A 22277-nucleotide genomic window follows, 5' to 3' on the forward strand; every position below is an offset into this window, starting at 1 on the left:
TGCACTGGCGGAGACAATCGCACACCGCAAGGGGGCGAAGATGAAACCGCTGCTGGATGTTCTCGTTATTCTGGATGCGCTGGAAAAAGAGGGGAGCTTTGCCGCCGCTTCGGCAAAGCTCTACAAAACGCCTTCGGCCCTGAGCTATGCCGTTCAAAAGCTTGAGAGCGATCTTAATATCCAAATCCTTGACCGCACCGGTCATCGAGCGCGCTTTACCCGCACAGGGCAGATGCTGCTGGAAAAGGGGCGCGACGTGCTGCATTCGGTGCGCGAGCTGGAAAAACAGGCCGTTAAGCTCCACCAGGGCTGGGAAAATGAGCTGGTCATTGGGGTAGATGACACGTTCCCTTTTTCGCTGCTTACGCCGCTCATCGAGGCGTTTTATCAGCGCCACAGCGTCACGCGGCTGATTTTTATCAACGGCGTGCTGGGCGGCTCGTGGGACGCCTTAACGCAGGGCAGGGCGGATATCATCGTTGGGGCGCTGCATGAACCACCCCAGCTGAGTGAATTTGGCTATGCCCGCCTGGGCGTTCTGGAGCAGATTTTCGCCGTAGCACCTCATCACCCGCTGGCAAATGAACCAGAGCCCGTCACCCGACGCGTGATTAAAAACCATCGCGCCATTGTGGTAGGCGACAGCGCGCGTCCGGAGTGCGGCATATCATCGCAATTACTAGACGAGCAGGAGGCCATCACCGTTTTTGATTTTAAAACCAAGCTCGAACTGCAAATTAGCGGCCTGGGGTGCGGTTATCTTCCCCGCTATTTAGCGCAGCGGTTTATTGAAAGCGGAGCGCTGGTGGAAAAACAGGTTTTAGCGCAACGCAGTAACGAATCGGTTTGGGTGGGCTGGAATGAACAAACCGCAGGGCTTGCCAGCGCCTGGTGGCGAGACGAAATTTTAGCAAATAGTGCTATCGCCGCCGTTTACACTCAGGCAGATGATGGGAAATCAACCAGTTAGAAAAATTAATTTATGGGCTTGTTTCTCAATGTATTGCGTTTTGTATCTGGAATAGGGCAAAATGCCGCCGCTGCAAACAAATGAATAATCGACGATATAAAAGGCGTCGGTTATTTTTTTTTGCATGTACGAAACGAAACTAAAAACCAAGAGGCCGGGCTTCGTACCGGATAGATATTTACTAAAATCCGACAGTTGTTGTCGCTGAGGAAGAAAGAAATGGGGCAATTTTTCGCTTACGTGGCGGTTATCACCGTAAAGGAGAATAACTATGTCGCATAACGCAACTCCAAACACCTCTCGCGTGGAATTACGTAAAACGCTTACGTTGATTCCGGTTGTCATGATGGGCCTGGCCTATATGCAACCAATGACGCTGTTCGATACATTCGGTATCGTATCAGGCCTCACGGACGGTCATGTGCCGACGGCTTACGGCTTTGCACTGATTGCGATCCTCTTTACCGCGCTCAGCTACGGTAAACTGGTTCGCCGCTATCCGTCTGCCGGTTCCGCCTATACCTATGCCCAGAAATCCATCAGCCCGACGGTCGGCTTTATGGTGGGCTGGTCTTCGCTGCTCGACTATCTGTTCGCGCCGATGATCAACATTCTGCTGGCAAAAATCTATTTTGAAGCGCTGGTGCCGTCGATTCCATCCTGGATGTTCGTCGTGGCGCTGGTGGCCTTTATGACGGCCTTTAACCTGCGCAGCATCAAGTCCGTTGCCAACTTTAACTCCGTTATCGTTGTGCTTCAGGTTGTACTGATTGCCGTGATTCTCGGCATGGTGATTTACGGTGTGTTCCACGGCGAAGGCGCGGGCACTCTGGCGAGCAGCAAGCCGTTCTGGTCTGGTGATGCGCATGTGATCCCGATGATTACCGGGGCGACGATTCTGTGCTTCTCCTTTACCGGTTTTGACGGTATCAGCAACCTGTCTGAAGAAACGAAAGATGCAGAGCGCGTTATTCCGCGTGCAATCTTCCTGACGGCGCTGATTGGTGGCCTGATCTTTATTTTCTCGACCTATTTCCTCCAGCTGTACTTCCCGGATATCTCTCGCTTCAAAGATCCGGATGCTTCTCAGCCGGAAATTATGCTCTATGTGGCGGGTAAAGCCTTCCAGGTCGGTGCGCTGATCTTCTCCACCATCACCGTACTGGCGTCCGGTATGGCCGCGCATGCAGGCGTTGCGCGTCTGATGTACGTTATGGGTCGCGATGGCGTATTCCCGAAAAGCTTCTTCGGCTACGTACATCCAACATGGCGTACCCCGGCGATGAACATCATTCTGGTCGGTGCGATCGCGCTTCTGGCGATTAACTTTGACCTGGTGATGGCAACGGCGCTGATTAACTTTGGTGCGCTGGTGGCGTTCACCTTCGTTAACCTGTCGGTGATCTCTCAGTTCTGGATCCGCGAAAAGCGTAACAAGACGCTGAAAGACCACTTCCAGTATCTGTTCCTGCCGATGTGTGGTGCTATGACCGTGGGCGCGCTGTGGGTTAACCTGGAAGAGAGCTCAATGGTGCTTGGCCTGATTTGGGCAGGTATCGGTCTGGTTTACCTGGCCTGCGTAACGAAGAGCTTCCGCAACCCGGTTCCTCAGTACGAAGACGTAGCGTAAGTTTTAACGCGTTAAAAAAAAGCCGGAGACATCGCCTCCGGCTTTTTTATATCTGCGGTTCAGACAATCTCCTGCGCATACTGGTACAGCGCTTTCAGCAACGCCTGCTTCTCGGCATTACCTTCATACTGGCCGTACAGCATCTCCAGCTCCTGGGCATAGCTGTGCAGGTACTCGGGCGTAAAGACGTTACGACGATGCTGTAACCAGCGCTCCTGCTCTGCTTCATCCAGCGTACCGGGGTAGTTACGTGCCCGATAGTTAAACATCAGCTTCTCGATACGCTTATCCGCAAAGGTGATATCCAGCGCGGGCAGGTTACGCGGGTCGGTTTGCAGCACGATATTCATCGCCGCCCGATCGGCATCGCTAAAGAAGCCGTTGTACAGCTGTGCATCCACGTTTTCTGACGGCACAAACGGCTCCGCTTCAGCAAAAATGGCGACGACTTTCTCGCGCACCTGCGGGTTGTCGCGCAGCACCTTCAGGTTATCGAGGCAGTGCTGGCGGTTAATCCCCAGCCGGTCGGCGTCTTCCGGGCGCAGCGTGTTGGCCTGCGCCAGTACAGGGCATTTATTGATATGCACCAGCTTAACCGGCACAGCGGGCAGGTCACCCAGCGCCTCTTTCGGCGTATAAAGCCGCTCGCGTAAGGTGTCGCTGTCGTGCTCAAGCAGCGGCGAAATATCCCCGGCGAGATCCACCATGATGACGGCGTTACGGTTGTCCGGATGCCAGGCGAGCGGCGCCACCCAGCTCGTGTTTCCGCGCCACGCGCCGAACATCCCCGAAATATGCACCAGCGGCTTCATCTGCGGTACATCAATCAGCGTCATCAGCTTCTGCTTGCTGCGATGGCTTAGCAGGTACTCAAACAGGCGCGGCTGCGCGGTTTTAACCAGCTTCGCCATGGCGATGGTCGCGTAGACGTCCGCCATCGCGTCGTGGGCGTTGCTGTGCTCGATGCCGTTGGCCTTCGTCAGGTGCTCCAGCCTGAAGCTCGGCAGGCCGTCGTCGTTTTCCGGCCAGGTAATCCCCTCCGGGCGCAGCGCATAGCAGGCGCGCATGATATCCAGCAAATCCCAGCGCGAATTGCGGTTCTGCCAGCTCCAGGCATAGGGATCGTAGAAGTTGCGGTAGAAGATATTGCGCGTCACTTCATCGTCGAAACGGATGTTGTTGTAGCCCACCACGCAGGTATGGGGCACGGTAAACAGATCGTGAATACGGCGGGCAAATTCCGCTTCGCTGACGCCTTTCTCCCGCGCTTCCTGGGGCGTAATGCCTGTCACCATCACCGCGCCAGGCTGCGGCAGGTAGTCATCGGCGGGCCTGCAGTAAAACACCTCGGGCTCGCCGATGATATTAAATTCGTCATCGGTACGGATAGCCGCAAACTGCGCCGGTCGGTCCAGCGCCGGATGGGTGCCAAAGGTTTCGTAATCGTGGAACAAAAAAGTCGGGCGCGCGGCAGAGTCAGACACCAGTAATCTCATCCTGTTAAAAATTGACGTCTCTATGGTAAACGATTGGGGTGAGCAGTCCGAATAAAAAGCACGCTCGGGCAAGACATTTGCGAGATCTGTTCCGATAAAACCTGCGCGTTGTCACATTTTTTTGCAATTAAGGCAGGTAACGACATCAGAACTCCCGTAAAAAGGTCATCGATTTTTAATGACCTGAGGATATACCGTTGAAACGCCGTCTGTTTATTGCTGTTTCTTTACTCGCTTCGAGTATTTCATCCGCGCTGGCTGCCGATCTGCTGGATTTTTCACCGCAGCCTCCTGCCATCCAGGCAGGATCGTGGGTACTGATGGATTACACCACGGGTCAAATCTTAACGGCGGGCAACGAACATCAGCAGCGCAATCCGGCGAGTCTGACCAAGCTGATGACGGGATACGTTGTCGATCGCGCCATTGACAGCCACCGCATCAGCCCGGACGACATTGTGACGGTAGGGCGTGACGCCTGGGCAAAAGGCAACCCGGTCTTTGACGGCTCATCGCTGATGTTTCTCAAAGAGGGCGACAGGGTTTCCGTACGCGATCTCAGCCGCGGCCTGATTGTTGACTCCGGCAACGACGCCTGCGTGGCGCTGGCCGATCACGTGGCGGGCGGTCAGCCGCAGTTCGTCAAACTGATGAACGACTATGTGGAAAAGCTGCACCTGCGCGATACCCACTTCGAAACCGTGCATGGTCTGGATGCGCCGGGCCAGCACAGTTCTGCGTACGATCTTGCGGTGCTGTCGAGGGCCATCATTCACGGTGAACCAGAGTTCTACCATATGTACAGCGAAAAGAGCCTGACCTGGAACGGCATCACCCAGCAGAACCGCAACGGCCTGCTGTGGGATAAAACGATGAACGTCGACGGCCTGAAGACCGGGCATACGTCGGGCGCGGGCTTCAACCTGATTGCTTCTGCGGTGGACGGCCAGCGCCGGCTGATTGCCGTTGTGATGGGGGCAGACAGCCCGAAAGGGCGCGAGGATCAGGCACGCAAGCTGCTGCACTGGGGACAGCAGAATTTCGATACGGTGCAGATTCTGCATAACGGGAAGAAGGTGGGCGCCGAGCGCGTCTGGTACGGTAACAAAGAACAGATCGCGCTGGGCACGGATCGGGACTTCTGGCTGTCGCTACCGAAAGCGGAAATACCGAACATTAAGGCCAAATACGTGCTGGATAAAAAAGAGCTGGAAGCGCCGATTGCCGCGCATCAGCGGGTAGGGGAAATCCAGCTGTACGATCGGGACAAGGTGGTGGCGCACTGGCCGCTGGTTACGCTGGAAGACGTTGATAGGGGCGGCGTTTTCTCCCGCCTTGGTGATTATCTCCACCATACATTCTGACCTTTTCGAGCAGACTGGCAGCGTTGCGAGTCTGCTCGCATAATTAACACTTCTCGTTTGCCGATAATATTTACTCTGCTTTATAGTGTATAAATACACAGTAATAAACGGAGGCAGCATGGACTACAGCATCAGGCAGCAGCAGAAACGCACGATCGCAGGCTTTCATCTCGTAGGGCCGTGGGAGAAAACGGTCAAGCAGGGATTTGAACAGCTGGTCATGTGGGTAGACGGACGTCATATCCAGCCGCAGGAGTGGGTGGCCGTATATTACGATAATCCGGATCAAGTGCCGGCAGAAAAACTCCGCTGCGATACCGCCGTAACGGTAGCGGACGATTTCACCATTCCTGAGAACAGCGAAGGGATAATGATGACCGAGATTGCTGCCGGTGATTATGCCATCGCCACCGCGCGCGTGGAAAACGATGACTTCGCCACCCCGTGGTATCAGTTCTTCAACTCCCTGCTGGAGGACAGCAAATTCCAGATTGCGCCAAAGCCCTGTTTCGAACGCTATCTGAACGATGGCAATGCCGACGGCTACTGGGACATTGAGATGTTTGTTCCGGTAGAGCATAAGGTGGGTTAAGCCTGCGGAATGCAGGGTTTTTCAGCCGGGTGTAAACAATCCGGCTGAAAACACAGTACAATTGTGGTTTGCCGTGAAGCTGGAGACGGGTGTGCGCCCCGACAAATCATTAACGCCTTTTGAAATTCGGTTATACAAACATTATCGCGTGGTGCACGGTTGCCGCATTGCGCTGGCATTTGTTCTGACCTTCGTTCTGGTTCGTTTGCTGAATATTCCGGAAGGAACGTGGCCGCTGATCACGCTGGTGGTGGTGATGGGGCCTATCTCCTTTTGGGGTAACGTTGTCCCGCGTGCATTCGAGCGCATTGGCGGCACCGTTTTAGGCTCTGCGCTTGGGCTTATCGCCCTCAAGCTGGAGCTGATTTCCTTCCCGGTCATGCTGCTGTGGTGCGCGGTGGCGATGTTTCTTTGCGGCTGGCTGGCGCTGGGCAAGAGGCCGTACCAGGCCCTGCTGATTGGCATTACGCTCGCGGTCGTGGTCGGTGCCCCGGCGGGGGACATGACTACCGCACTATGGCGAAGCGGGGACGTTATTCTCGGCTCGCTGCTCGCCATGCTGTTTACCGGCATCTGGCCGCAGCGCGCTTTCCTGCACTGGCGCATTCAGATGGCCAGCTACGTCACCGCGTTTAACCGCGTTTACCAGGCCGGTTTTTCTCCAAACCTGATCGAACGTCCGCGGCTGGAAAAGCACCTGCAAAAAATCCTCAATGATGTGGTCAAAATGCGCGGGCTGATTACTCCCGCAAGCAAAGAAACGCACATTCAGAAAGCCATTTTTGAGGCCATTCAGACGGTCAGCCGCAATCTGGTCTGCATGCTTGAGCTGCAAATCAATGCCCACTGGGCTTCCCGTCCCAGCCACTTCCTGGTGCTCAACGCGCATACGCTGAAAGAGACGCAGCAGATGACGCAGCAAACCCTGCTGACCATTGCCCACGCGCTCTACGAAGGGAACCCCCAGCCGATTCGGGCCAACAGCGAGCGCCTGAATGAAATCGTCGCCGAGCTGAAACAGCTGATGAATGAACGGCATGTCGACAGCGTGGCGGAAACGCCCATCCATGGCTACGTCTGGCTGAGCATGGAGCTGGCGCGGCAGCTGGAGCTGTTATCGCAGCTGATCTGCCGGGCACTGCGCAAATAAAAAGCGTATGTGACGCCTGCTGCTTCGATTCAGCAACAATTAGGGTTATGATGGTTTTAAACGATATACTCATTGTCATTCGCAGCCGCTGTCTGTTAAAACGGTTGCCTTAACGAATCCGAATCTCACATTATCAGGGGTGTAAAAATGGAAACTACTAAGCCTTCGTTCCAGGATGTTCTGGAGTTCGTCCGCCTGTTCCGCCGCAAAAACAAACTGCAGCGCGAAATCCAGGACGTTGAGAAGAAGATCCGTGACAACCAGAAACGTGTCCTGCTGCTGGACAACCTGAGCGACTACATCAAGCCGGGCATGAGCGTTGAAGCTATTCAGGGCATCATTGCCAGCATGAAGAGCGACTACGAAGATCGCGTTGATGACTACATCATTAAAAACGCCGAGCTGTCCAAAGAGCGTCGCGACATCTCCAAGAAGCTGAAGGTGATGGGCGAAATTAAAAACGTCGACGCTAAGGCCGAGTAATCGCGCAATTTACTGCCCGGTGGCGGCTTCGCCTGCCGGGCCTGCGGTTCCGTGGTCGGGTAAGGCCTGGTTGCTTCCGACAGTTTTAGCGAACGCAGAAAAGCAAAAAGCCTGCTCGAAAGCAGGCTTTTTAAATTTGGCTCCTCTGACTGGACTCGAACCAGTGACATACGGATTAACAGTCCGCCGTTCTACCGACTGAACTACAGAGGAATCGTTGTGGAGGTTTATCTTAGCGGCGAAAAAACTTTTGTCAAACCTGATCTTAGGTAAAAGTGACTGATTGATGATTCTGTCGTCGTTTTGTTGCTAATCCAGACATAATTTTATGGAAAATACTTTGCAGGATACGCATTTCTGCCCCATCATTTGAAATGGAGTTTCAACTTTCTCGCTAAGGTCCATTTTGAACGTCACCGCCCCCATACGCCAGGCGATAATGCGCACGCCCTGGTATGCCAAACGTAAAAGCTATCGAGTTCTGTTCTGGCGTGAAATCACCCCTCTTGCTGCGCCCATCTTTCTGGAGAATACCTGCGTCCTGTTAATGGGGGTGCTGAGCACCTTCCTGGTGAGCTGGCTTGGCAAAGAAGCGATGGCCGGGGTAGGGCTGGCGGACAGCTTCAACATGGTTGTGATGTCGTTCTTCGCCGCTATCGATCTCGGGACGACGGTGGTGGTTGCGTTCAGCCTCGGCAAGCTCGATCCGAAACGCGCCCGGGAAGCAGCCAGACAGTCGCTGATGATCATGACGCTCTTTTCGATCGTTCTCGCGGCGGTTATCCATTACTACGGCAAAGAGATCATTGACGTGGTGGCGGGTGAAGCGACCGGTGAGGTGAAGGCGCTGGCGCTCACCTATCTGGAAATGACGGTGCTGAGTTATCCGGCGGCAGCCATTGCGCTGATTGGCAGCGGCGCGCTGCGCGGGGCCGGCAATACCAAAATTCCGCTGCTGATAAACGGCGGGATGAACATCCTGAACATCATCATCAGCACTATCTTGATCTACGGCGTCTTCTCCTGGGATGGGCTGGGTTTTGTCGGCGCGGGGCTAGGGCTGACCATTTCCCGCTATATCGGTGCGGCGGCCATTATCGGCGTTCTGATGGCGGGGATCGCGCCATCGCTGCGCCTGACGCTGAAAAGCTATTTCCGTCCGCTTAACTTCGCCATTATCTGGGAAGTGATGGGGATTGGTATTCCGGCCAGTATTGAATCCGTGCTGTTCAACGGCGGGAAGCTGTTAACGCAAATGTTTGTTGCCGGGATGGGGACGGACGTTATCGCCGGTAACTTTATTGCCTTCTCCATCGCCTCGCTCATTAACCTGCCCGGTAACGCGCTGGGGTCAGCGTCGACGATCATCACCGGCAGGCGCCTCGGAAAAGGGCAAATAGGGCAGGCGGAACGGCAGCTTCGCCACGTCTTCTGGCTTTCAACCATTGGGCTGACGGCAATCGCGTGGGGAACCGCGCCGTTTGCAGGGCTGATGGCCTCGTTCTACACGCATGAAAATGACGTAAAAGAGGTGGTGAAGGTGCTGATTTGGCTCAACGCGGCGTTTATGCCGATTTGGGCTGCCTCGTGGGTGCTGCCTGCCGGGCTGAAAGGGGCGCGCGACGCCCGCTTCGCCATGTGGGTGTCCATGCTCGGCATGTGGGGCTGTCGCGTCGTGGCGGGCTACACGCTGGGGGTGATGCTGGGCATGGGCGTGGTCGGCGTCTGGCTGGGGATGTTCCTTGACTGGGCCGTGCGCGGCGCGCTGTTCTACTGGCGTATGGTGAGCGGACGCTGGCTGTGGAAATACCCGCGCAAAAAAACGGAACAGGCGGTTTCGGAAACCGCGAACGCCTGACAAATGCGCGAAGTGGAGAATAAATCGGCAAACGATTGAAAATCTGCATTCACCCTTTGACATCCTCAGGGCGCATCGATAATATGCGCCCCGTTCACACGATTCCTCTGTAGTTCAGTCGGTAGAACGGCGGACTGTTAATCCGTATGTCACTGGTTCGAGTCCAGTCAGAGGAGCCAAATTTAAGAAGCCTGCTTTTAAAGCAGGCTTTTTGCTTTTCTGCGTTCGCTAAATCTGTCGGGAAGCGGCTTCGCCTTACCCCAGCGGCGGGAAGGCGAAGCCCTGCAATCAGCGGAACGGCGGCTCGTTGAAGGTGCGCAGCTTGCGGGAATGCAGCCTGTCGCCTTCCGCGCGCAGCAAATCGATGGCGCGAATACCGATTTGCAAATGTTCAGAAATTGCCCCCTCGTAAAAACGGTTCGCCTGACCCGGCAGCTTGATCTCCCCGTGAAGCGGCTTATCGGACACGCACAGCAGCGTGCCGTAAGGCACGCGGAAGCGGTAGCCCTGCGCTGCTATCGTGGCGCTTTCCATGTCGATGGCCACCGCGCGGCTGAGGTTGAAGCGCAGCGCGGAGGCGGAATAACGCAGCTCCCAGTTGCGGTCATCCGTGGTGACGACCGTACCGGTACGCAGGCGCTGCTTCACCTCTTCACCCGGCATACCGCTCACCTCTTTCGTGGCGTCGTACAGGGCGCGCTGCACTTCGGCGATGCTTGGGATTGGAATGTCCGGCGGCAGAACCGCGTCGAGAACGTGGTCGTCGCGCAGGTAGGCGTGGGCCAGGACGTAATCGCCAATCAGCTGACTTTCGCGCAGGCCGCCGCAGTGGCCGATCATCAGCCAGACGTCCGGGCGCAGCACCGCCAGGTGGTCGCAGATGGTTTTCGCATTCGACGGGCCAACGCCGATGTTAATCAGCGTAATGCCCTGGCCGTCGGCGGTGATCAGGTGCCAGGCCGGCATCTGGTGCTTTTTCCACGCCAGGTCGGAGATGGCCTCCTCCGGCGCTTCGGTTTCGGCGGTGATCCAGATCCCGCCCGCGCAGGAGAGGGCGATGTAAGGGCTGTCCGGGTCGAGGATCTGGCTACAGCCCCAGCGGACAAATTCGTCCACATAGCGCGTGTAGTTGGTAAACAGCACGAACGGCTGGAAGTGTTCGGCCGGCGTGCCGGTGTAATGGCGCAGGCGCGCCAGCGAGAAATCCACCCGGCGGGCATCAAAGTGCGACAGCGGTGAAAACTCTGCCGGGTGGTAGATGCCGTCAGCCGTTTCATCGCCAATCTGCGACAGCTCGGTCGTCGGGAAGTGGCGCGTCAGCCCCGCGCTCATGGAGCGGTCCAGCGTCAGCGCCGAGCCGTCTATCACGTAGGGATAGGGGATCTCGTGCAGGGACGGTTCGACGCTGATATGCGCGCCGTAGTCCTGGTACAGCAGCGTGAGCTGCTCTTCCAGATAGGGCCGAAACAGCCCAGGACGGGTGATGGTCGTGCTGTAACAGCCCGAGTGGGTGAAGCGGGCATAGGCGCGGGTTTTCGGATTACTGCTGGCGCTGCCGTCCCAGGTGACAGAGAGCGATGGATAAACAAAAAGGCCCTGGGTTCTGGCCTTTTCATCGGGAAGTTTCCCGGTTTCGATATAGTCGCCGATGGCGTTACGCAGCGCGTTGACGGACTGTTCATACAGCGCGTCGAGTTTTTCCAGCGCCTGAGCCGGGGTCAGGCTGGAGCCCTTATTATTCATGTTTGTCTCCTTGTTCCACAGGTGTGCGGCGATACCCGATAGTATGTCACACGCCTGTGAAACAAAAGTGAGGAGATCAGCCGCGCGCGGTTTCCTTCATAAACAGGGCGGTCGCGGCGGAGAGCAGGCAGCCCGCCAGCAGGTAAATCGCCACGCTGTGCCAGTCGCCGCCGGAGAAGGTCACCAGCGCGGCGGCGATAAACGGCGTAAACCCGCCGCCGACCACGCTTGCGACCTGGTATCCCACGCCCGCGCCGCTGTAGCGGTAGCTTGCGCCGAACAGCTCGGTAAACATCGGTTGCTGCACGCACACCACCATATCGTGGGCGACATTGGCCAGCATGATGGCGAAGAAGACGATCCAGAAGACCGACTGCGCCTCCAGCGCCATAAAGAACGGCCACGCGCTCAGGGTGCCGATTAATGCCCCGGTAATGTAAACCCGCCGACGGCCAAACCGGTCGGCGAGCCAGGCGAAGCAGGGGATGGTCAGGCAGCTTATTCCGCCGACCACCAGGCCAATGTTCAGGAACAGCTCCCGCGGCAGGCCGAGGTTTTGCGTCGAATAGTTCAGGGCAAAAGCGGTGACGATATACATGGTCAACAGTTCACACAGGCGCAGGGCGATAATTTTCAGAAAAGCGCCAGGGTGCTGCACCAGCGCTTCCATCACCGGCAGCCGTTTTTTCGCCGCCGGCTTTTCCCGCTGCTGCTGTTCAAATTCGGCCGACTCCTCCATGCCGTTGCGGATCCAGAGGGCCACCACGACCAGCACAATGCTGAAGATAAACGGTATACGCCAGCCCCAGCTCAGGAACTGCTCGTCGGTGGTGAGCTGGCTTATCAGCGACACCAGCCCGGTGGAGAGCAGCAGGCCCACGCCATACCCCACCTGCACGCCGCTGCTGTAAAAGGCTTTCCTGTTTTTTGGCGCGCTTTCCACGGAGAGCAACGCCGCGCCGCCCCATTCGCCGCCTACGGCAAAGCCCTGAATGGCGCGCAGCGTCACCAGCAGCACCGGTGCCCACCAGCCGATGGAGTCAAAGGACGGTAAAATGCCAATTAGCGCGGTGGCAATGCCCATCATCCATACGGTGAGCATCAGCATGCGCTTGCGGCCCAGGCGGTCGCCGAAGTGGCCGAAGATCACCCCGCCGAGAGGGCGAAACAGGAAGCCGACGCCGAAGGTGGCAAAGGCGGCCAGCGTGCCCATGGCGGGGCCGATCTGGGGAAAGAATTCACGGTTGAACACCAGCGCGGCGGTGATGCCGTAGAGCAGAAAGTCATACCAGTCGACGACGGCGCCTGCGAAGCTCCCTAAAGCGGCGCGGCGGGCGCGGTTAAGCGAAGGTGTCTCCTCGTCAGGGCGAGCGGAGATGAGGGTTGAGTCCATAGTTGTCCTGTCCGTACTGATTTTTAATTATTGGTATAAGAAAAGGTCACTCACACTGCGGCCGTCGTAGTGACGGAACGTATGAGACTACCGCGACAGGCGGCCTGAGAAAACGTTTTTATCTTTCCTGAAAGCGCTAAATAAATATATTTCATCTTACCCCGCCCCAACATAAATCAGCCTGTTTGGCTCCGGTTAGGTCTGGATGGTTTACAGTAATAACGATCGCAACGTGACGTAAGCTGAGGGAATAACCATGCAACGCCTCTTTCCTGCACTCTGGGTCGTTCTGTTTTTAGTGGTTTCGCCGCTGCATGCGGAGCCTAAAGTTTATGGCGAGCAGCGCATTCACCGCTGGTGGGACGCGCTGACGGACGATATTTCTCAGACCTGGGAGCAGCCGGATCGTTACGATCTCTATCTGCCGTTTCTGAGCTGGCACGCTCGCTTTATGTACGATAAAGAAAAAACGGACAATTACAACGAAATGCCGTGGGGCGGGGGGGGCTGGGCATTTCTCGCTACAGCGACGAGGGCAACTGGAGCGCGCTCTTTGCCATGATGTTTAAAGATTCCCACAGCGAGTGGCAGCCCGCGATGGGCTACGGCTGGGAAAAAGGGTGGTATCTCGATAACGCGAAAGATTTTCGCCTGGGGCTGGGCGCCGCGGCGGGCATCACGGCCCGCGACGACTTTGCTAACTATGTACCGCTTCCGTTTATCTTTCCCCTTTTCTCCGCCGGGTACAAGCGCGTTACCGTTCAGTTCACCTATATTCCCGGAACCTACAACAACGGCAACGTGCTGTTTGCCTGGCTGCGGCTGGGCTTTTAAAGGGTGATCACTTTTTTAGCCACCGCGTTGGAAAGGATCAGCAGAGAAAACAGGACCGACGTTATAAAGGTGAGCACGATCAGGGCAAGCTTGATGCTCAGCGAGGTCACCGGAATAAGAGCCGTCAGCAGGTGAAACACCGAGTAGTGCATAATATATACCCCGGTCATCGTTTTGCTGATGGCGGCCAGCACGGACTCCTTAAACTCCGCATTGCGGCGAAAGCGTACGCCATTTGCCGCAATCACCAGCGCGATGATCAGAATGTAGATTTGCGATCCGGTGAGAATAAAGGCGTTCCTGTCGGCTTTAAACAGCGCGAAAAAGAAGTGCCGCTCGTAAAACCACGTGAAGAGATAGATAAACGGAATGGCAATTACCGCTGCCCTGACCACGCTTTTGCGGCCGATCCACGCTGCGATTTGCGGATCGCAAAAAAGCTGCCCCGTCAGATAAAACAGCAGCCACGTCCACAGGCGGTACTGGGGCGACAGCGAAAAGATATGGGCCTCAGGATAGAGCGCTGACAGCAAATCGTACCCGTACGAGAAAAGCAGCAGGCCGGCAATCACCCCGCAAAACAGCCTGCGCCGCTGGCTGAGCCACTCCACCGCCGGATGAAACGTGTAAATCACGACAAACGCGAACACGAACCAGGGCTGGATCAGATAGCCGCGCTGATAGGGCTCCCACAGGTAGTAGATGGTTATCCAGAACAGAAAGACGATAACAAGGCTTTTGATCTTATTAAGCTGCCAGCTTGTGCCGTGACGGGATTGCCCGTCCAGATAACCTGCAACCACAAAAAACAGCGGCGTGGCGATGGTCGAAATAAACGTTAAAAAGCCCAGGATCCAGTGGTAGTCATAATCATAACGATCCCAGGTGTTGTAGATGGTGAAAAAGGTTACCGCCGTCATACAGCCCAGCGTCTTGATGATGTTCAGCCCTGTCGCATTCATTGTTGTTCAGCTTTGTCCTTACGATGAAAACACGCATAAATTACCGGGAGTACCAAAAGCGTAAGGATTGTAGCAAACCCAAGTCCAAACATAATCACAACGGCCATGCTCTGGAAGAACACATCCAGCAGCAGGGGTGCGAGGCCAAGCACGGTGGTAAAGGCGGTCAGCAGGATAGGGCGCAGGCGCGAGGTGGCGGCACAGACGATCGCGTCGTGCTGATCCTTATGCGCTTTTTGCTGCTCGATCTCTTCCACCAGCACAATGCCGTTGCGGATCAGCATCCCGCTCAGGCTCAGCAGGCCTATCAGCGCCATAAAGCCAAACGGAATACCGGTGATCAAGAATCCCGGCGTGACGCCGATCAGCGCCAGCGGTACGGTCAGCCAGATGGCAACGGCGTTTTTCAGCGAACTGAACATCAGAACCGTGATGGCAAACATCACCAGATACCCCAGCGGCAGCGTGGTGAACAGGCCCTGCTGCGCTTCGCTGGAGTTTTCTGCATCTCCGCCCCACTCGATGCTGTAGCCGTGGGGCAGGGGAAGCGCATCAACGTGCGGCTTCACGCGGGCGAGAATATCGCCGGAGGTCTGCTGGCTCAGCGGGTCGGGGTCGGTCTGCACGGTCAGCACCCGCGAGCGGTCGCGACGCAGGATCAGCGGGTCTTCCCACTCCAGCGAGAAGCTGCTGACGACGTTACTCAGCGGAATATACTGCTGCCGGGTCTGGCTCCAGACCAGCACGTTGTTCAGGTGATTGGCGTCCAGCCGCTCGCTTTCCGGGGGGCGCACCACCACGGGTAACAGGTCGCTCCCTTCCCGGTACAGTCCCGCCCGGCTGCCGGAGAAATTCATCTCCAGGGCGTTATCGACGTCCTGCTTATCCACGCCAAGCTCGCGGCCGAGCGCGGCAACGTACTGGGGACGGATCACCTTGCTGCGGTTTTGCCAGTCGTTCCTTACGCTGTCGGTGGCCGGATCGCGCGCGAGGATATCATCCACCTGGCTGGCTATCAGGCGCAGCCTGTCAGGATCGGGCCCTTTGATGCGCACCTCAATGGCGCTGTCGCCGGAGGGGCCAAACATTACCCGCTTCGTGCTGGCGTTAACCTGCGGGTAGTGGCGGGCAATGTACTCATACACGTGGCGTGCCAGCGCCGGAATAGTACGCCGATCGTCCATCCGCACCATGATTTGCGCGTAGTTGCTGTACTGGCGCTGCCCGCTGTAGGTCAGAATAAAACGCATACTTCCCTGACCAATCGTTGAGACCGTGGTCTCCACGCCGGGCTGGCCGTTAATGGTTTTCTCGATATCCCCGGTCATCTTCTCGGTCCATTTGATGTCGGTTCCGTAAGGAAGCCAGAGGTCGACAAAGAAAATCGGCGTACTGGAGGAGGGAAAGAAGTTCTGGCGGACCGAACCAAAGCCCCAGACCGCAGCGGCCAGCAGGGCGGCCATGACGATCAGCGTCGGTGCCTTACGCCGCAGTAGCGCGCTCAGCAAGCCCTGATAGAGCCGATAGATGCGTTTGTCGTAAGGATCCGTTTCGTCTGCCTTCGGCGGCCCTGCGTCATGCTTAAACAGCCACCACTTAATCAGCACCGGCGTAATGGTGAGGGCTGAGAACCAGCTCAGCATGAGCGAAATCAGCAGCACCTGAAACAGCGATTTACAGTACTCGCCGGTGGAGTCCTGCGACAGCCCTACGGGCGCAAAGGCCAGAATAGCGATCACCGTCGCGCCCAGCAGCGGCAGGGCAGAGCGGCGGATAATGTGATTAATGGCCCCGTACAGGGGCGAACCCTGCTGCCGGGCAATAAGTACCCCTTCGACAATCACGATGGCGTTGTCCACCAGCATACTGAGGGCGATGATCAGCGCCCCCAGGGAAATGCGCTGTAGTTCAATTCCCCAGAGATACATGAATAGCAGCGTACCCAGCACGTTGAGCGCGAGGGAGAAGGCGATAATAATCCCGCTGCGCAGGCCCATAAAAATCAGCAGCACGCCGACGACGATTGCCAGCGCCATCAGGAAATTAACGATAAACCCGTTCACGGAATGGCCCACTTCCGCTGCCTGATCGTAAAACAGGTCGATATGGATCCCCGCCGGTTTTTCAGCGGACATCTGCTGAAGCTTCACCTCCAGCGCATGCCCCACGTCGATCACATTCACGCCGGGGATAAAAGAGACGCCCATGGTGACGGCCTTTCTGCCGTTGGCATGGTAGATGCCGGGCGGTGAGGCATTCAGCCCGCGCGACAGGGTGGCGATATCCCGCAGGCGGGTAGTCGCCCCGGTGCCGGACGGGGAGATGATGAGATCGGCAAGCTCGTCAATATTCTCGAACTCACCGGTAGGATGCAGGCGGATCGACTCGGTCCCGGCGGGAATGTCCCCCGCGCTGGAGACCACGTTCAGCCTGCCCAGCAGCGCGGAGAGCTGGTTTAGCGTGATTCCGCGCGCGGCCATTTTGCTCAGAGAAATATCCACGTTGATCTGCTGGCTGATGGCCCCGCCGATGGCAACCTTACCGACGCCCGGCACCAGGACCAGCTCCCGGCGCAGCTGCTCGGCATAGCGCACCAGTTCAGGATTGCTAAACTCATCGCCGGAAATGGCAAAGAAAAAGCCGAACACGTCGCCAAAATCGTCATTCACAAACGGGGTCACCACGCCCGGCGGAAACTGGCGCGCGGCATCCCCCACGCGGCGGCGCAGTTCATCCCAGATCTGCGGCAGGTCGTTTGAATGGTAGCGCGACGCGATGTTAATGGTGATTTGCGACAGGCCGCTGGAGGAGATGGAGCTGACGTTATCCAGGTACGGTAGCTGCTGAAGCGCGTTTTCCAGCGGCAGGGTGACCTCTTCCTCAACCTGCTGCGCCGACGCGCCCGGGTAGTGGGTGACCACCACCGCCGTTTTGATGGTAAATGCGGGATCTTCCAGCCTGCCGATATTCAGCAGGGCAAACACGCCGCCAACGCCCAGCAGCAGAATAGTCAGCCAGACGCGAACCGGGTTGTTGATAAACTGACGAGTGATATCCATTACAGTCCCCGTTCACGCGTCCAGATGCGAACCGGCTGGTTGGCATGCAATTCCCCCACGCCCGCGGCCACCACGCGCTCGCCGGCATGAAGTCCGCGCGTGATCACCACTCCCTCGGTGCTGACCTGGCCCACGCTGACCTTGCGATCTTCCAGGTGCAACGCATCGCCCTCACCCTTGACCACCCAGACGTGCGGCTCATTGCGCGGGCTGTTATCGGGGTTAAAGACCGCCTCAACCGGCACCACCAGCGCCTGAGTGCCCACCCCCGCGGGAAGGTTGGTTAGATTGACGGTGACCGTCCCGCTGACGCCCCCCACGGCGGGAAAATCGTCCGGCCGGGGCATGGTTAAAATTACCTGCCAGGTCAGGGTATTGCTGTCGCTGCTGCCCGAGTGCTCTTTGTAGACAGCGGTAAATTCGCGGTCGGGCAGGGCGTTAATCCTCACGACCGGGCGATACTGCATATTGCGGATATCGAAGGTTCTGAACAGATTCTCAGGAATGCTGAACACCACGTCCAGCGTGTCCGTGCGGGTCAGCGTGACGACGGGCTGGCCTGCTGAAACGACCTGATGGTTTCGCACGTGCACGCTGGCCGCAGTCCCGCTAAAGGGGGCGACGAGCGTCATCTGGCTTAATTCTTCGCGGGCAATCTGTAGCGCGGCGTTTGCGGAGTCGCGCTGCGCGCGCTGAACGTCCATCTCGGCCTTCGAAATGGCCTGGCGTCCCGCCAGCGTCTGGAAGCGGTCGAACTGCCGCTGGGCCAGCGTCGCCGCCGTTTGCCTGTCGTTCAGGCGCTGCTGCGCCTCGCGGGCGTTGAGCCTGGCGAGCGGTTGCCCCTGCCTGATGACGGCGCCCTGGCGAATATCGAGCGCCTCAATCTGCCCGGGACGCTTGAAGGCCAGATCCGTGGCGTCGCCGGATTCAATGCGGGCGGGGAAAACCCGCTGCTGCGCGCTGCCGGCTTCAGCCACCTCCGCGACCTTTACCATTTTGGGCAGGGGAGCGGCGGGATCGGGTCTGGAGTCGCACGCCGTCAGCAGCAGTAACGCGACGGGCAGAAAAGAGACGTAACGTTTCACGGTATACCCCTGAAAATAATTATTTTATTTCGCCATCAATGCTGAGGCGGCATTATTCTGCCAGGGCCGAGACGACCGCATAGGTAAATAAGCCGATTGCCGTGCTGGCGATAATGGCAAGCGCGATAAACAAACCAAGTCGAATCAGGCTTAAACCGTACATGCATTCCTCCATGAGGTGGAAGGTGGCGCGGGATAAATATCAGTGAGCGCGTTGCGTGCCTGACTATGAGCATAGTCGGTGAATAAATAAATGTTAAATAACCATTATTAGCGGCGTGTCGCCTTCGGGCTGAACGTTAGTAACAAAAGCTGGTTCGCTTTGAATAACATCCTGATATTCCTGTGCTACGTTTAATAGCATTCATCCCTTTTTTCTCTAAACGTCATTCACGCGTATACCCCTGCGCGTTATGCGATCTCTCCTGGTTCACACACCGTCGTGTTGGTCATAAAAAGGATGCTCGGTATGTATAAAAATATTCTGGTTCCGGTGGACGTCTATGAGACAACCCTCTCTGACAAAGCGCTTCAGCACGCTCAGTTCCTGGCGCAAAGCGCGTCGGGTGAAATCCACCTGCTGCACGTTATGCCAAAGTTTTCCGCTGAACTGACGCGCGGCTTTATTGCAGATGCAAGAAAGATGGATGAATATATGATTAATAACGCTAAAGAAAAGCTTGCCGCGCTGGTAAAAAAAGTCAACCTGCCGGAAGCCCACGTCCATCTCCACGTTCGCAGCGGAAATATTCGTGATGAGGTAATAAAGCTGGCGGATGAACTTAACGCCGGAGCGATAATTGTGGGGTCGCGCAATCCTAATATTCAAACCCACTTATTAGGATCTGAGGCGGCGAGTATCGTTCGTTACGCGCATGTTCCTGTTTTCGTTATTCGTTAATGGCGTGAAGCAAGGTGATTTCTGAAAAGAACCCGAGGAAGGAACGATGAAAACAGAAAAACCTCACCGTCCGTATTATCAACAGACCGTTGAAGAAACCCTGACAAATATACAATCCAGCCCCGACGGACTTAGCCGTACGGAAGCCACCGCCAGGCTGGAACAATACGGTGAAAACGCGCTGCCGCAAAAAGCGGGTAAACCCGGCTGGCTGCGCTTTTTAGCTCATTTTAACGATGTCCTTATTTATGTTCTGCTGGCGGCGGCGCTGCTGAAGCTGATAATGGGACACTGGGTAGATATGTTTGTCATTCTCGGGGTCGCCGTCATTAACGCCCTGATCGGCCATATTCAGGAGAGCAACGCGGAGAAATCGCTGCAAAGCATTCGCAATATGCTCTCCAGCGAGGCGGTGGTCATCAGGCAGGGCAGCCATGAAACCATTCCCACCACGGCGCTGGTGCCGGGAGACGTTGTGGTAATACGCGCCGGGGACCGCATTCCCGCCGACCTTCGCGTGATAGAGGCCCACAACCTGCGGGTAGAAGAGGCTATCCTCACCGGCGAATCCACCGTCGTGGAGAAAAGCAGCGATGCGCTCAGCGGCGAACTGCCGTTAGGCGACCGTTACAATCTGCTTTATTCCGGCACCACGGTCAGCTCCGGCGGGGGGAAAGGGCTGGTGGTGGCGACCGGCGGCGAGACCGAGCTCGGCCACATCAACCAGATGATGTCGGACATCGAAAAGCACCGTACCCCGCTGATGGTGCAAATGGACAGGCTCGGCAAGACCATTTTCATCACCATTCTGGTGATGATGGTGGCGCTGTTTGTTTTCAGCCTCATCTTCAGGGATATGCCCGTTTCAGAGCTGGTGCTGTCGTTGATAAGCCTGGCGGTGGCGGCGGTGCCGGAAGGATTACCGGCCATTATCTCGATTATCCTCTCGCTGGGCGTTCAGGCGATGGCGCGGCGCAAGGCGATTATTCGCAAGCTGCCCACCGTGGAAACGCTGGGGGCGATGACGGTCATCTGCTCGGACAAAACCGGCACCCTGACGATGAACGAAATGACGGTAAAAGCGGTCATCACCGCGGACATCACCTATCGCGTGGAGGGGGACAGCTACGAGCCGGTGGGGAATATTCACCCTGTTGACGACCCGACGCCAGCGAGCGTGGCCCGGGGCTCGGTGCTGGAGCGCTATCTCCGCACCGTCGATCTCTGTAATGACAGCCAGCTGATCAAAGATGAGCAGGGGCTGTGGAAAATCACGGGCGGCCCGACCGAGGGTGCGCTGAAGGTGCTGGCGGCGAAAATCCCGCTGCCTGCCGTCGATTCTGAGCTGCGCGGTAAAATCCCCTTTGATTCGCAGTACAAGTACATGTCCACCCTGTATCGTCTTGGCGACGAAGAGGTGATACTGATCACCGGCGCGCCGGACGTGCTTTTCCGCCTTTGCCAGCAGCAGCAGACGAACCGCGGGCTGGAGCCGTTCAATCAGCCCTACTGGGAAGAGAAAATTGAAGCGTATGCCCGTGAAGGGCTGCGCATGGTGGCGGCGGCCTGGAAACCTGCCGCCAGCGGCCAGCGCGAGCTGGAGCATGCGGATTTGCAGGAGGGCGTTATTCTGCTCGGTATCGCCGGCATGATGGATCCGCCGCGTCCGGAGGCCATTACGGCCATTGCCGACTGCCTGCAGGCGGGGATTCGCGTGAAGATGATTACCGGCGATCATCCGCAAACGGCAATGAGTATTGGCCAGATGCTGGGCATCGGTAACGCCGCGAGCGCCATCACGGGACGCGAGCTGGAGGCCATGGACGACCAGCAGCTGAGCGAGGCGGCGCAGAAATACGATATTTTTGCGCGCACCAGCCCGGAAGATAAATTCCGCCTGGTGCAGGCGCTGCAAAGTAAGCAGGAAGTGGTGGGGATGACCGGGGACGGCGTGAACGATGCTCCGGCGCTGAAGCGGGCGGATGTCGGCATCGCAATGGGCATCAAAGGAACTGAAGTCACCAAAGAAGCCGCCGACATGGTGCTAACGGATGATAACTTCGCCACCATCGCCAGGGCGGTGCACGAGGGGCGTCGGGTCTACGACAACCTGAAGAAGACCATTCTGTTTGTGATCCCAAGCAACATCGCCCAGGCGTTGCTGATCATTATTGCCCTGCTGGCGGGGAACCTGATCCCCTTAACGCCCGTGCTGATCCTCTGGATGAACATGGCGACGTCGGCAACGCTGTCGTTTGGCCTGGCGTTTGAAGCCGGCGAGAAGGACATCATGCACCGGCCGCCGCGGAAGTCGAATCTGCACGTCATGGACGGTTTCGCCATCTGGCGGGTGGCGTTTGTCGGCCTGATGATTGCCATCAGCGCCTTTGTGCTGGAGGCCTGGCTGCAGCCGCGCGGTTATTCGCCGGAATTCATCCGCACCGTGCTGCTGCAAATGCTGGTGACGGCCCAGTGGTTCTACATGCTCAACTGCCGCGTCACCGACGGTTTCTCCCTGAGCAAAGGTCTGCTGGCCAATAAGGGAATATGGATTGTCAGCGGCGTGCTGCTGATGCTTCAGCTTCTGATCGTCTATGCACCGTTTATGCAGATGCTGTTCGGTACCGAAGCGCTGCCGTTCCGCTACTGGATCATTACCTTCCTGATTGGGTTTGCGATGTTCATGATTGTCGAAGCGGAAAAAGTCCTTACCCGGAAGTGGCGCACGCCAAAAGCATAGCTATGCAAGTAAGATAA

At 56.9% G+C, this 22277-nt stretch carries 15 protein-coding genes, 2 tRNA genes and 2 pseudogenes; 12 read left to right on the forward strand and 7 right to left on the reverse strand.

The window, feature by feature from the left end; all coding sequences use genetic code 11:
- The first annotated feature begins 40 nt into the window (after positions 1–40).
- From HWQ14_RS13085 to plaP, 3 genes are all read left to right on the forward strand, one after another.
- A complete protein-coding gene (locus HWQ14_RS13085) occupies positions 41–970 on the forward strand; it encodes a LysR substrate-binding domain-containing protein (protein WP_176609959.1) in 930 nt (309 codons plus the stop codon).
- Between the two features lie 219 nt (positions 971–1189).
- Entirely contained in the window at positions 1190–1252 is a 63-nt protein-coding gene (yoeI, locus tag HWQ14_RS13090; RefSeq protein WP_099458931.1) for a membrane protein YoeI, read from the forward strand.
- The gene (plaP, locus tag HWQ14_RS13095) at positions 1242–2600 is read left to right on the forward strand and encodes a putrescine/proton symporter PlaP (RefSeq protein ID WP_003859499.1); all 1359 of its coding nucleotides are present in this window, start codon (positions 1242–1244) and stop codon (positions 2598–2600) included. The genes yoeI and plaP overlap by 11 nt, the downstream gene beginning before the upstream one ends.
- Positions 2601–2659: 59 nt before the next feature.
- Here the strand turns inward: plaP and sbcB are convergent, their stop codons facing one another.
- Entirely contained in the window at positions 2660–4096 is a 1437-nt protein-coding gene (gene sbcB / locus HWQ14_RS13100; RefSeq protein WP_413815245.1) for an exodeoxyribonuclease I, read from the reverse strand.
- 197 nt (positions 4097–4293) lie between these two features.
- Between sbcB and dacD the strand changes: the two genes are divergently transcribed.
- The 4 genes from dacD (at position 4294) to HWQ14_RS13120 (ending at position 7685) form a co-directional block, all read left to right on the forward strand.
- Complete coding sequence (gene dacD / locus HWQ14_RS13105) at positions 4294–5460, forward strand: serine-type D-Ala-D-Ala carboxypeptidase DacD (RefSeq protein ID WP_176609960.1); 1167 nt, start codon at positions 4294–4296, stop codon at positions 5458–5460.
- Positions 5461–5578: 118 nt separating this feature from the next.
- Positions 5579–6052 carry a DNA gyrase inhibitor SbmC gene (gene sbmC / locus HWQ14_RS13110; RefSeq protein ID WP_176609961.1) on the forward strand — a complete coding sequence of 158 codons (474 nt, stop codon included), beginning with the start codon at positions 5579–5581 and terminating at the stop codon, positions 6050–6052.
- 91 nt (positions 6053–6143) lie between these two features.
- Positions 6144–7202 carry an FUSC family protein gene (locus tag HWQ14_RS13115; protein ID WP_176609962.1) on the forward strand — a complete coding sequence of 353 codons (1059 nt, stop codon included), beginning with the start codon at positions 6144–6146 and terminating at the stop codon, positions 7200–7202.
- Positions 7203–7349: 147 nt separating this feature from the next.
- A complete protein-coding gene (locus tag HWQ14_RS13120; RefSeq protein WP_148418199.1) occupies positions 7350–7685 on the forward strand; it encodes a DUF496 family protein in 336 nt (111 codons plus the stop codon).
- Positions 7686–7822: 137 nt separating this feature from the next.
- Here HWQ14_RS13120 and HWQ14_RS13125 read toward each other — a convergent pair.
- Positions 7823–7898 (reverse strand) — tRNA-Asn (locus HWQ14_RS13125).
- A 161-nt stretch (positions 7899–8059) separates the two neighbouring features.
- On the opposite strand from HWQ14_RS13125, the pseudogene emmdR reads away from it, so the two are divergent.
- Together emmdR and HWQ14_RS13135 are read left to right on the forward strand one after the other, a co-directional pair.
- Positions 8060–9543, forward strand: a pseudogene (emmdR, locus tag HWQ14_RS13130) (multidrug efflux MATE transporter EmmdR).
- A 103-nt stretch (positions 9544–9646) separates the two neighbouring features.
- Positions 9647–9722, forward strand: a tRNA-Asn gene (locus HWQ14_RS13135).
- A 109-nt stretch (positions 9723–9831) separates the two neighbouring features.
- Here HWQ14_RS13135 and HWQ14_RS13140 read toward each other — a convergent pair.
- Together HWQ14_RS13140 and shiA are read right to left on the reverse strand one after the other, a co-directional pair.
- Positions 9832–11286: an AMP nucleosidase gene (locus HWQ14_RS13140; RefSeq protein ID WP_148418197.1), complete on the reverse strand. Its 1455-nt coding sequence runs from the start codon at positions 11284–11286 to the stop codon at positions 9832–9834.
- Positions 11287–11362: 76 nt separating this feature from the next.
- A complete protein-coding gene (shiA, locus tag HWQ14_RS13145) occupies positions 11363–12679 on the reverse strand; it encodes a shikimate transporter (RefSeq protein ID WP_176609964.1) in 1317 nt (438 codons plus the stop codon).
- 256 nt (positions 12680–12935) lie between these two features.
- On the opposite strand from shiA, the pseudogene pagP reads away from it, so the two are divergent.
- Positions 12936–13513, forward strand: a pseudogene (gene pagP / locus HWQ14_RS13150) (lipid IV(A) palmitoyltransferase PagP).
- Here the strand turns inward: pagP and HWQ14_RS13155 are convergent.
- The 3 genes from HWQ14_RS13155 to HWQ14_RS13165 are packed head-to-tail and all read right to left on the reverse strand — an operon-like array spanning position 13510 to position 18619.
- A complete protein-coding gene (locus tag HWQ14_RS13155) occupies positions 13510–14475 on the reverse strand; it encodes an acyltransferase (protein ID WP_148418194.1) in 966 nt (321 codons plus the stop codon). The pseudogene pagP and the gene HWQ14_RS13155 overlap by 4 nt on opposite strands.
- Complete coding sequence (locus HWQ14_RS13160) at positions 14472–17534, reverse strand: efflux RND transporter permease subunit (RefSeq protein WP_176609965.1); 3063 nt, start codon at positions 17532–17534, stop codon at positions 14472–14474. The genes HWQ14_RS13155 and HWQ14_RS13160 overlap by 4 nt, the downstream gene beginning before the upstream one ends.
- On the reverse strand, positions 17534–18619 hold the full coding sequence (locus HWQ14_RS13165; RefSeq protein ID WP_176609966.1) for an efflux RND transporter periplasmic adaptor subunit: 1086 nt from the start codon (positions 18617–18619) through the stop codon (positions 17534–17536). The genes HWQ14_RS13160 and HWQ14_RS13165 overlap by 1 nt, the downstream gene beginning before the upstream one ends.
- 469 nt (positions 18620–19088) lie before the next feature.
- Here HWQ14_RS13165 and HWQ14_RS13170 point away from each other — a divergent pair, with 469 nt between their 5' ends.
- The gene (locus HWQ14_RS13170; protein ID WP_148418192.1) at positions 19089–19520 is read left to right on the forward strand and encodes a universal stress protein; all 432 of its coding nucleotides are present in this window, start codon (positions 19089–19091) and stop codon (positions 19518–19520) included.
- A gap of 46 nt (positions 19521–19566) precedes the next feature.
- Positions 19567–22260 (forward strand): cation-transporting P-type ATPase, encoded by a 2694-nt coding sequence (locus HWQ14_RS13175; RefSeq protein ID WP_176609967.1) that lies wholly within the window; start codon positions 19567–19569, stop codon positions 22258–22260.
- The last annotated feature ends 17 nt before the right edge of the window (positions 22261–22277 follow it).

Origin of the sequence: Enterobacter cloacae, assembly GCF_013375935.1 — a bacterium.
In the GTDB taxonomy this organism is placed as follows: Bacteria; Pseudomonadota; Gammaproteobacteria; order Enterobacterales; family Enterobacteriaceae; genus Enterobacter; species Enterobacter pasteurii.

Coding starts and splice junctions, on each gene's coding strand:
- HWQ14_RS13140 (WP_148418197.1), bottom strand. CDS start 11,286: ATGAATAATAAGGGCTCCAGCCTGACCCCGGCTCAGGCGCTGGAAAAA.
- HWQ14_RS13155 (WP_148418194.1), bottom strand. CDS start 14,475: ATGAATGCGACAGGGCTGAACATCATCAAGACGCTGGGCTGTATGACG.
- HWQ14_RS13120 (WP_148418199.1), top strand. CDS start 7,350: ATGGAAACTACTAAGCCTTCGTTCCAGGATGTTCTGGAGTTCGTCCGC.
- sbcB (WP_413815245.1), bottom strand. CDS start 4,096: ATGAGATTACTGGTGTCTGACTCTGCCGCGCGCCCGACTTTTTTGTTC.
- HWQ14_RS13175 (WP_176609967.1), top strand. CDS start 19,567: ATGAAAACAGAAAAACCTCACCGTCCGTATTATCAACAGACCGTTGAA.
- plaP (WP_003859499.1), top strand. CDS start 1,242: ATGTCGCATAACGCAACTCCAAACACCTCTCGCGTGGAATTACGTAAA.
- shiA (WP_176609964.1), bottom strand. CDS start 12,679: ATGGACTCAACCCTCATCTCCGCTCGCCCTGACGAGGAGACACCTTCG.
- HWQ14_RS13085 (WP_176609959.1), top strand. CDS start 41: ATGAAACCGCTGCTGGATGTTCTCGTTATTCTGGATGCGCTGGAAAAA.
- HWQ14_RS13170 (WP_148418192.1), top strand. CDS start 19,089: ATGTATAAAAATATTCTGGTTCCGGTGGACGTCTATGAGACAACCCTC.
- HWQ14_RS13160 (WP_176609965.1), bottom strand. CDS start 17,534: ATGGATATCACTCGTCAGTTTATCAACAACCCGGTTCGCGTCTGGCTG.
- sbmC (WP_176609961.1), top strand. CDS start 5,579: ATGGACTACAGCATCAGGCAGCAGCAGAAACGCACGATCGCAGGCTTT.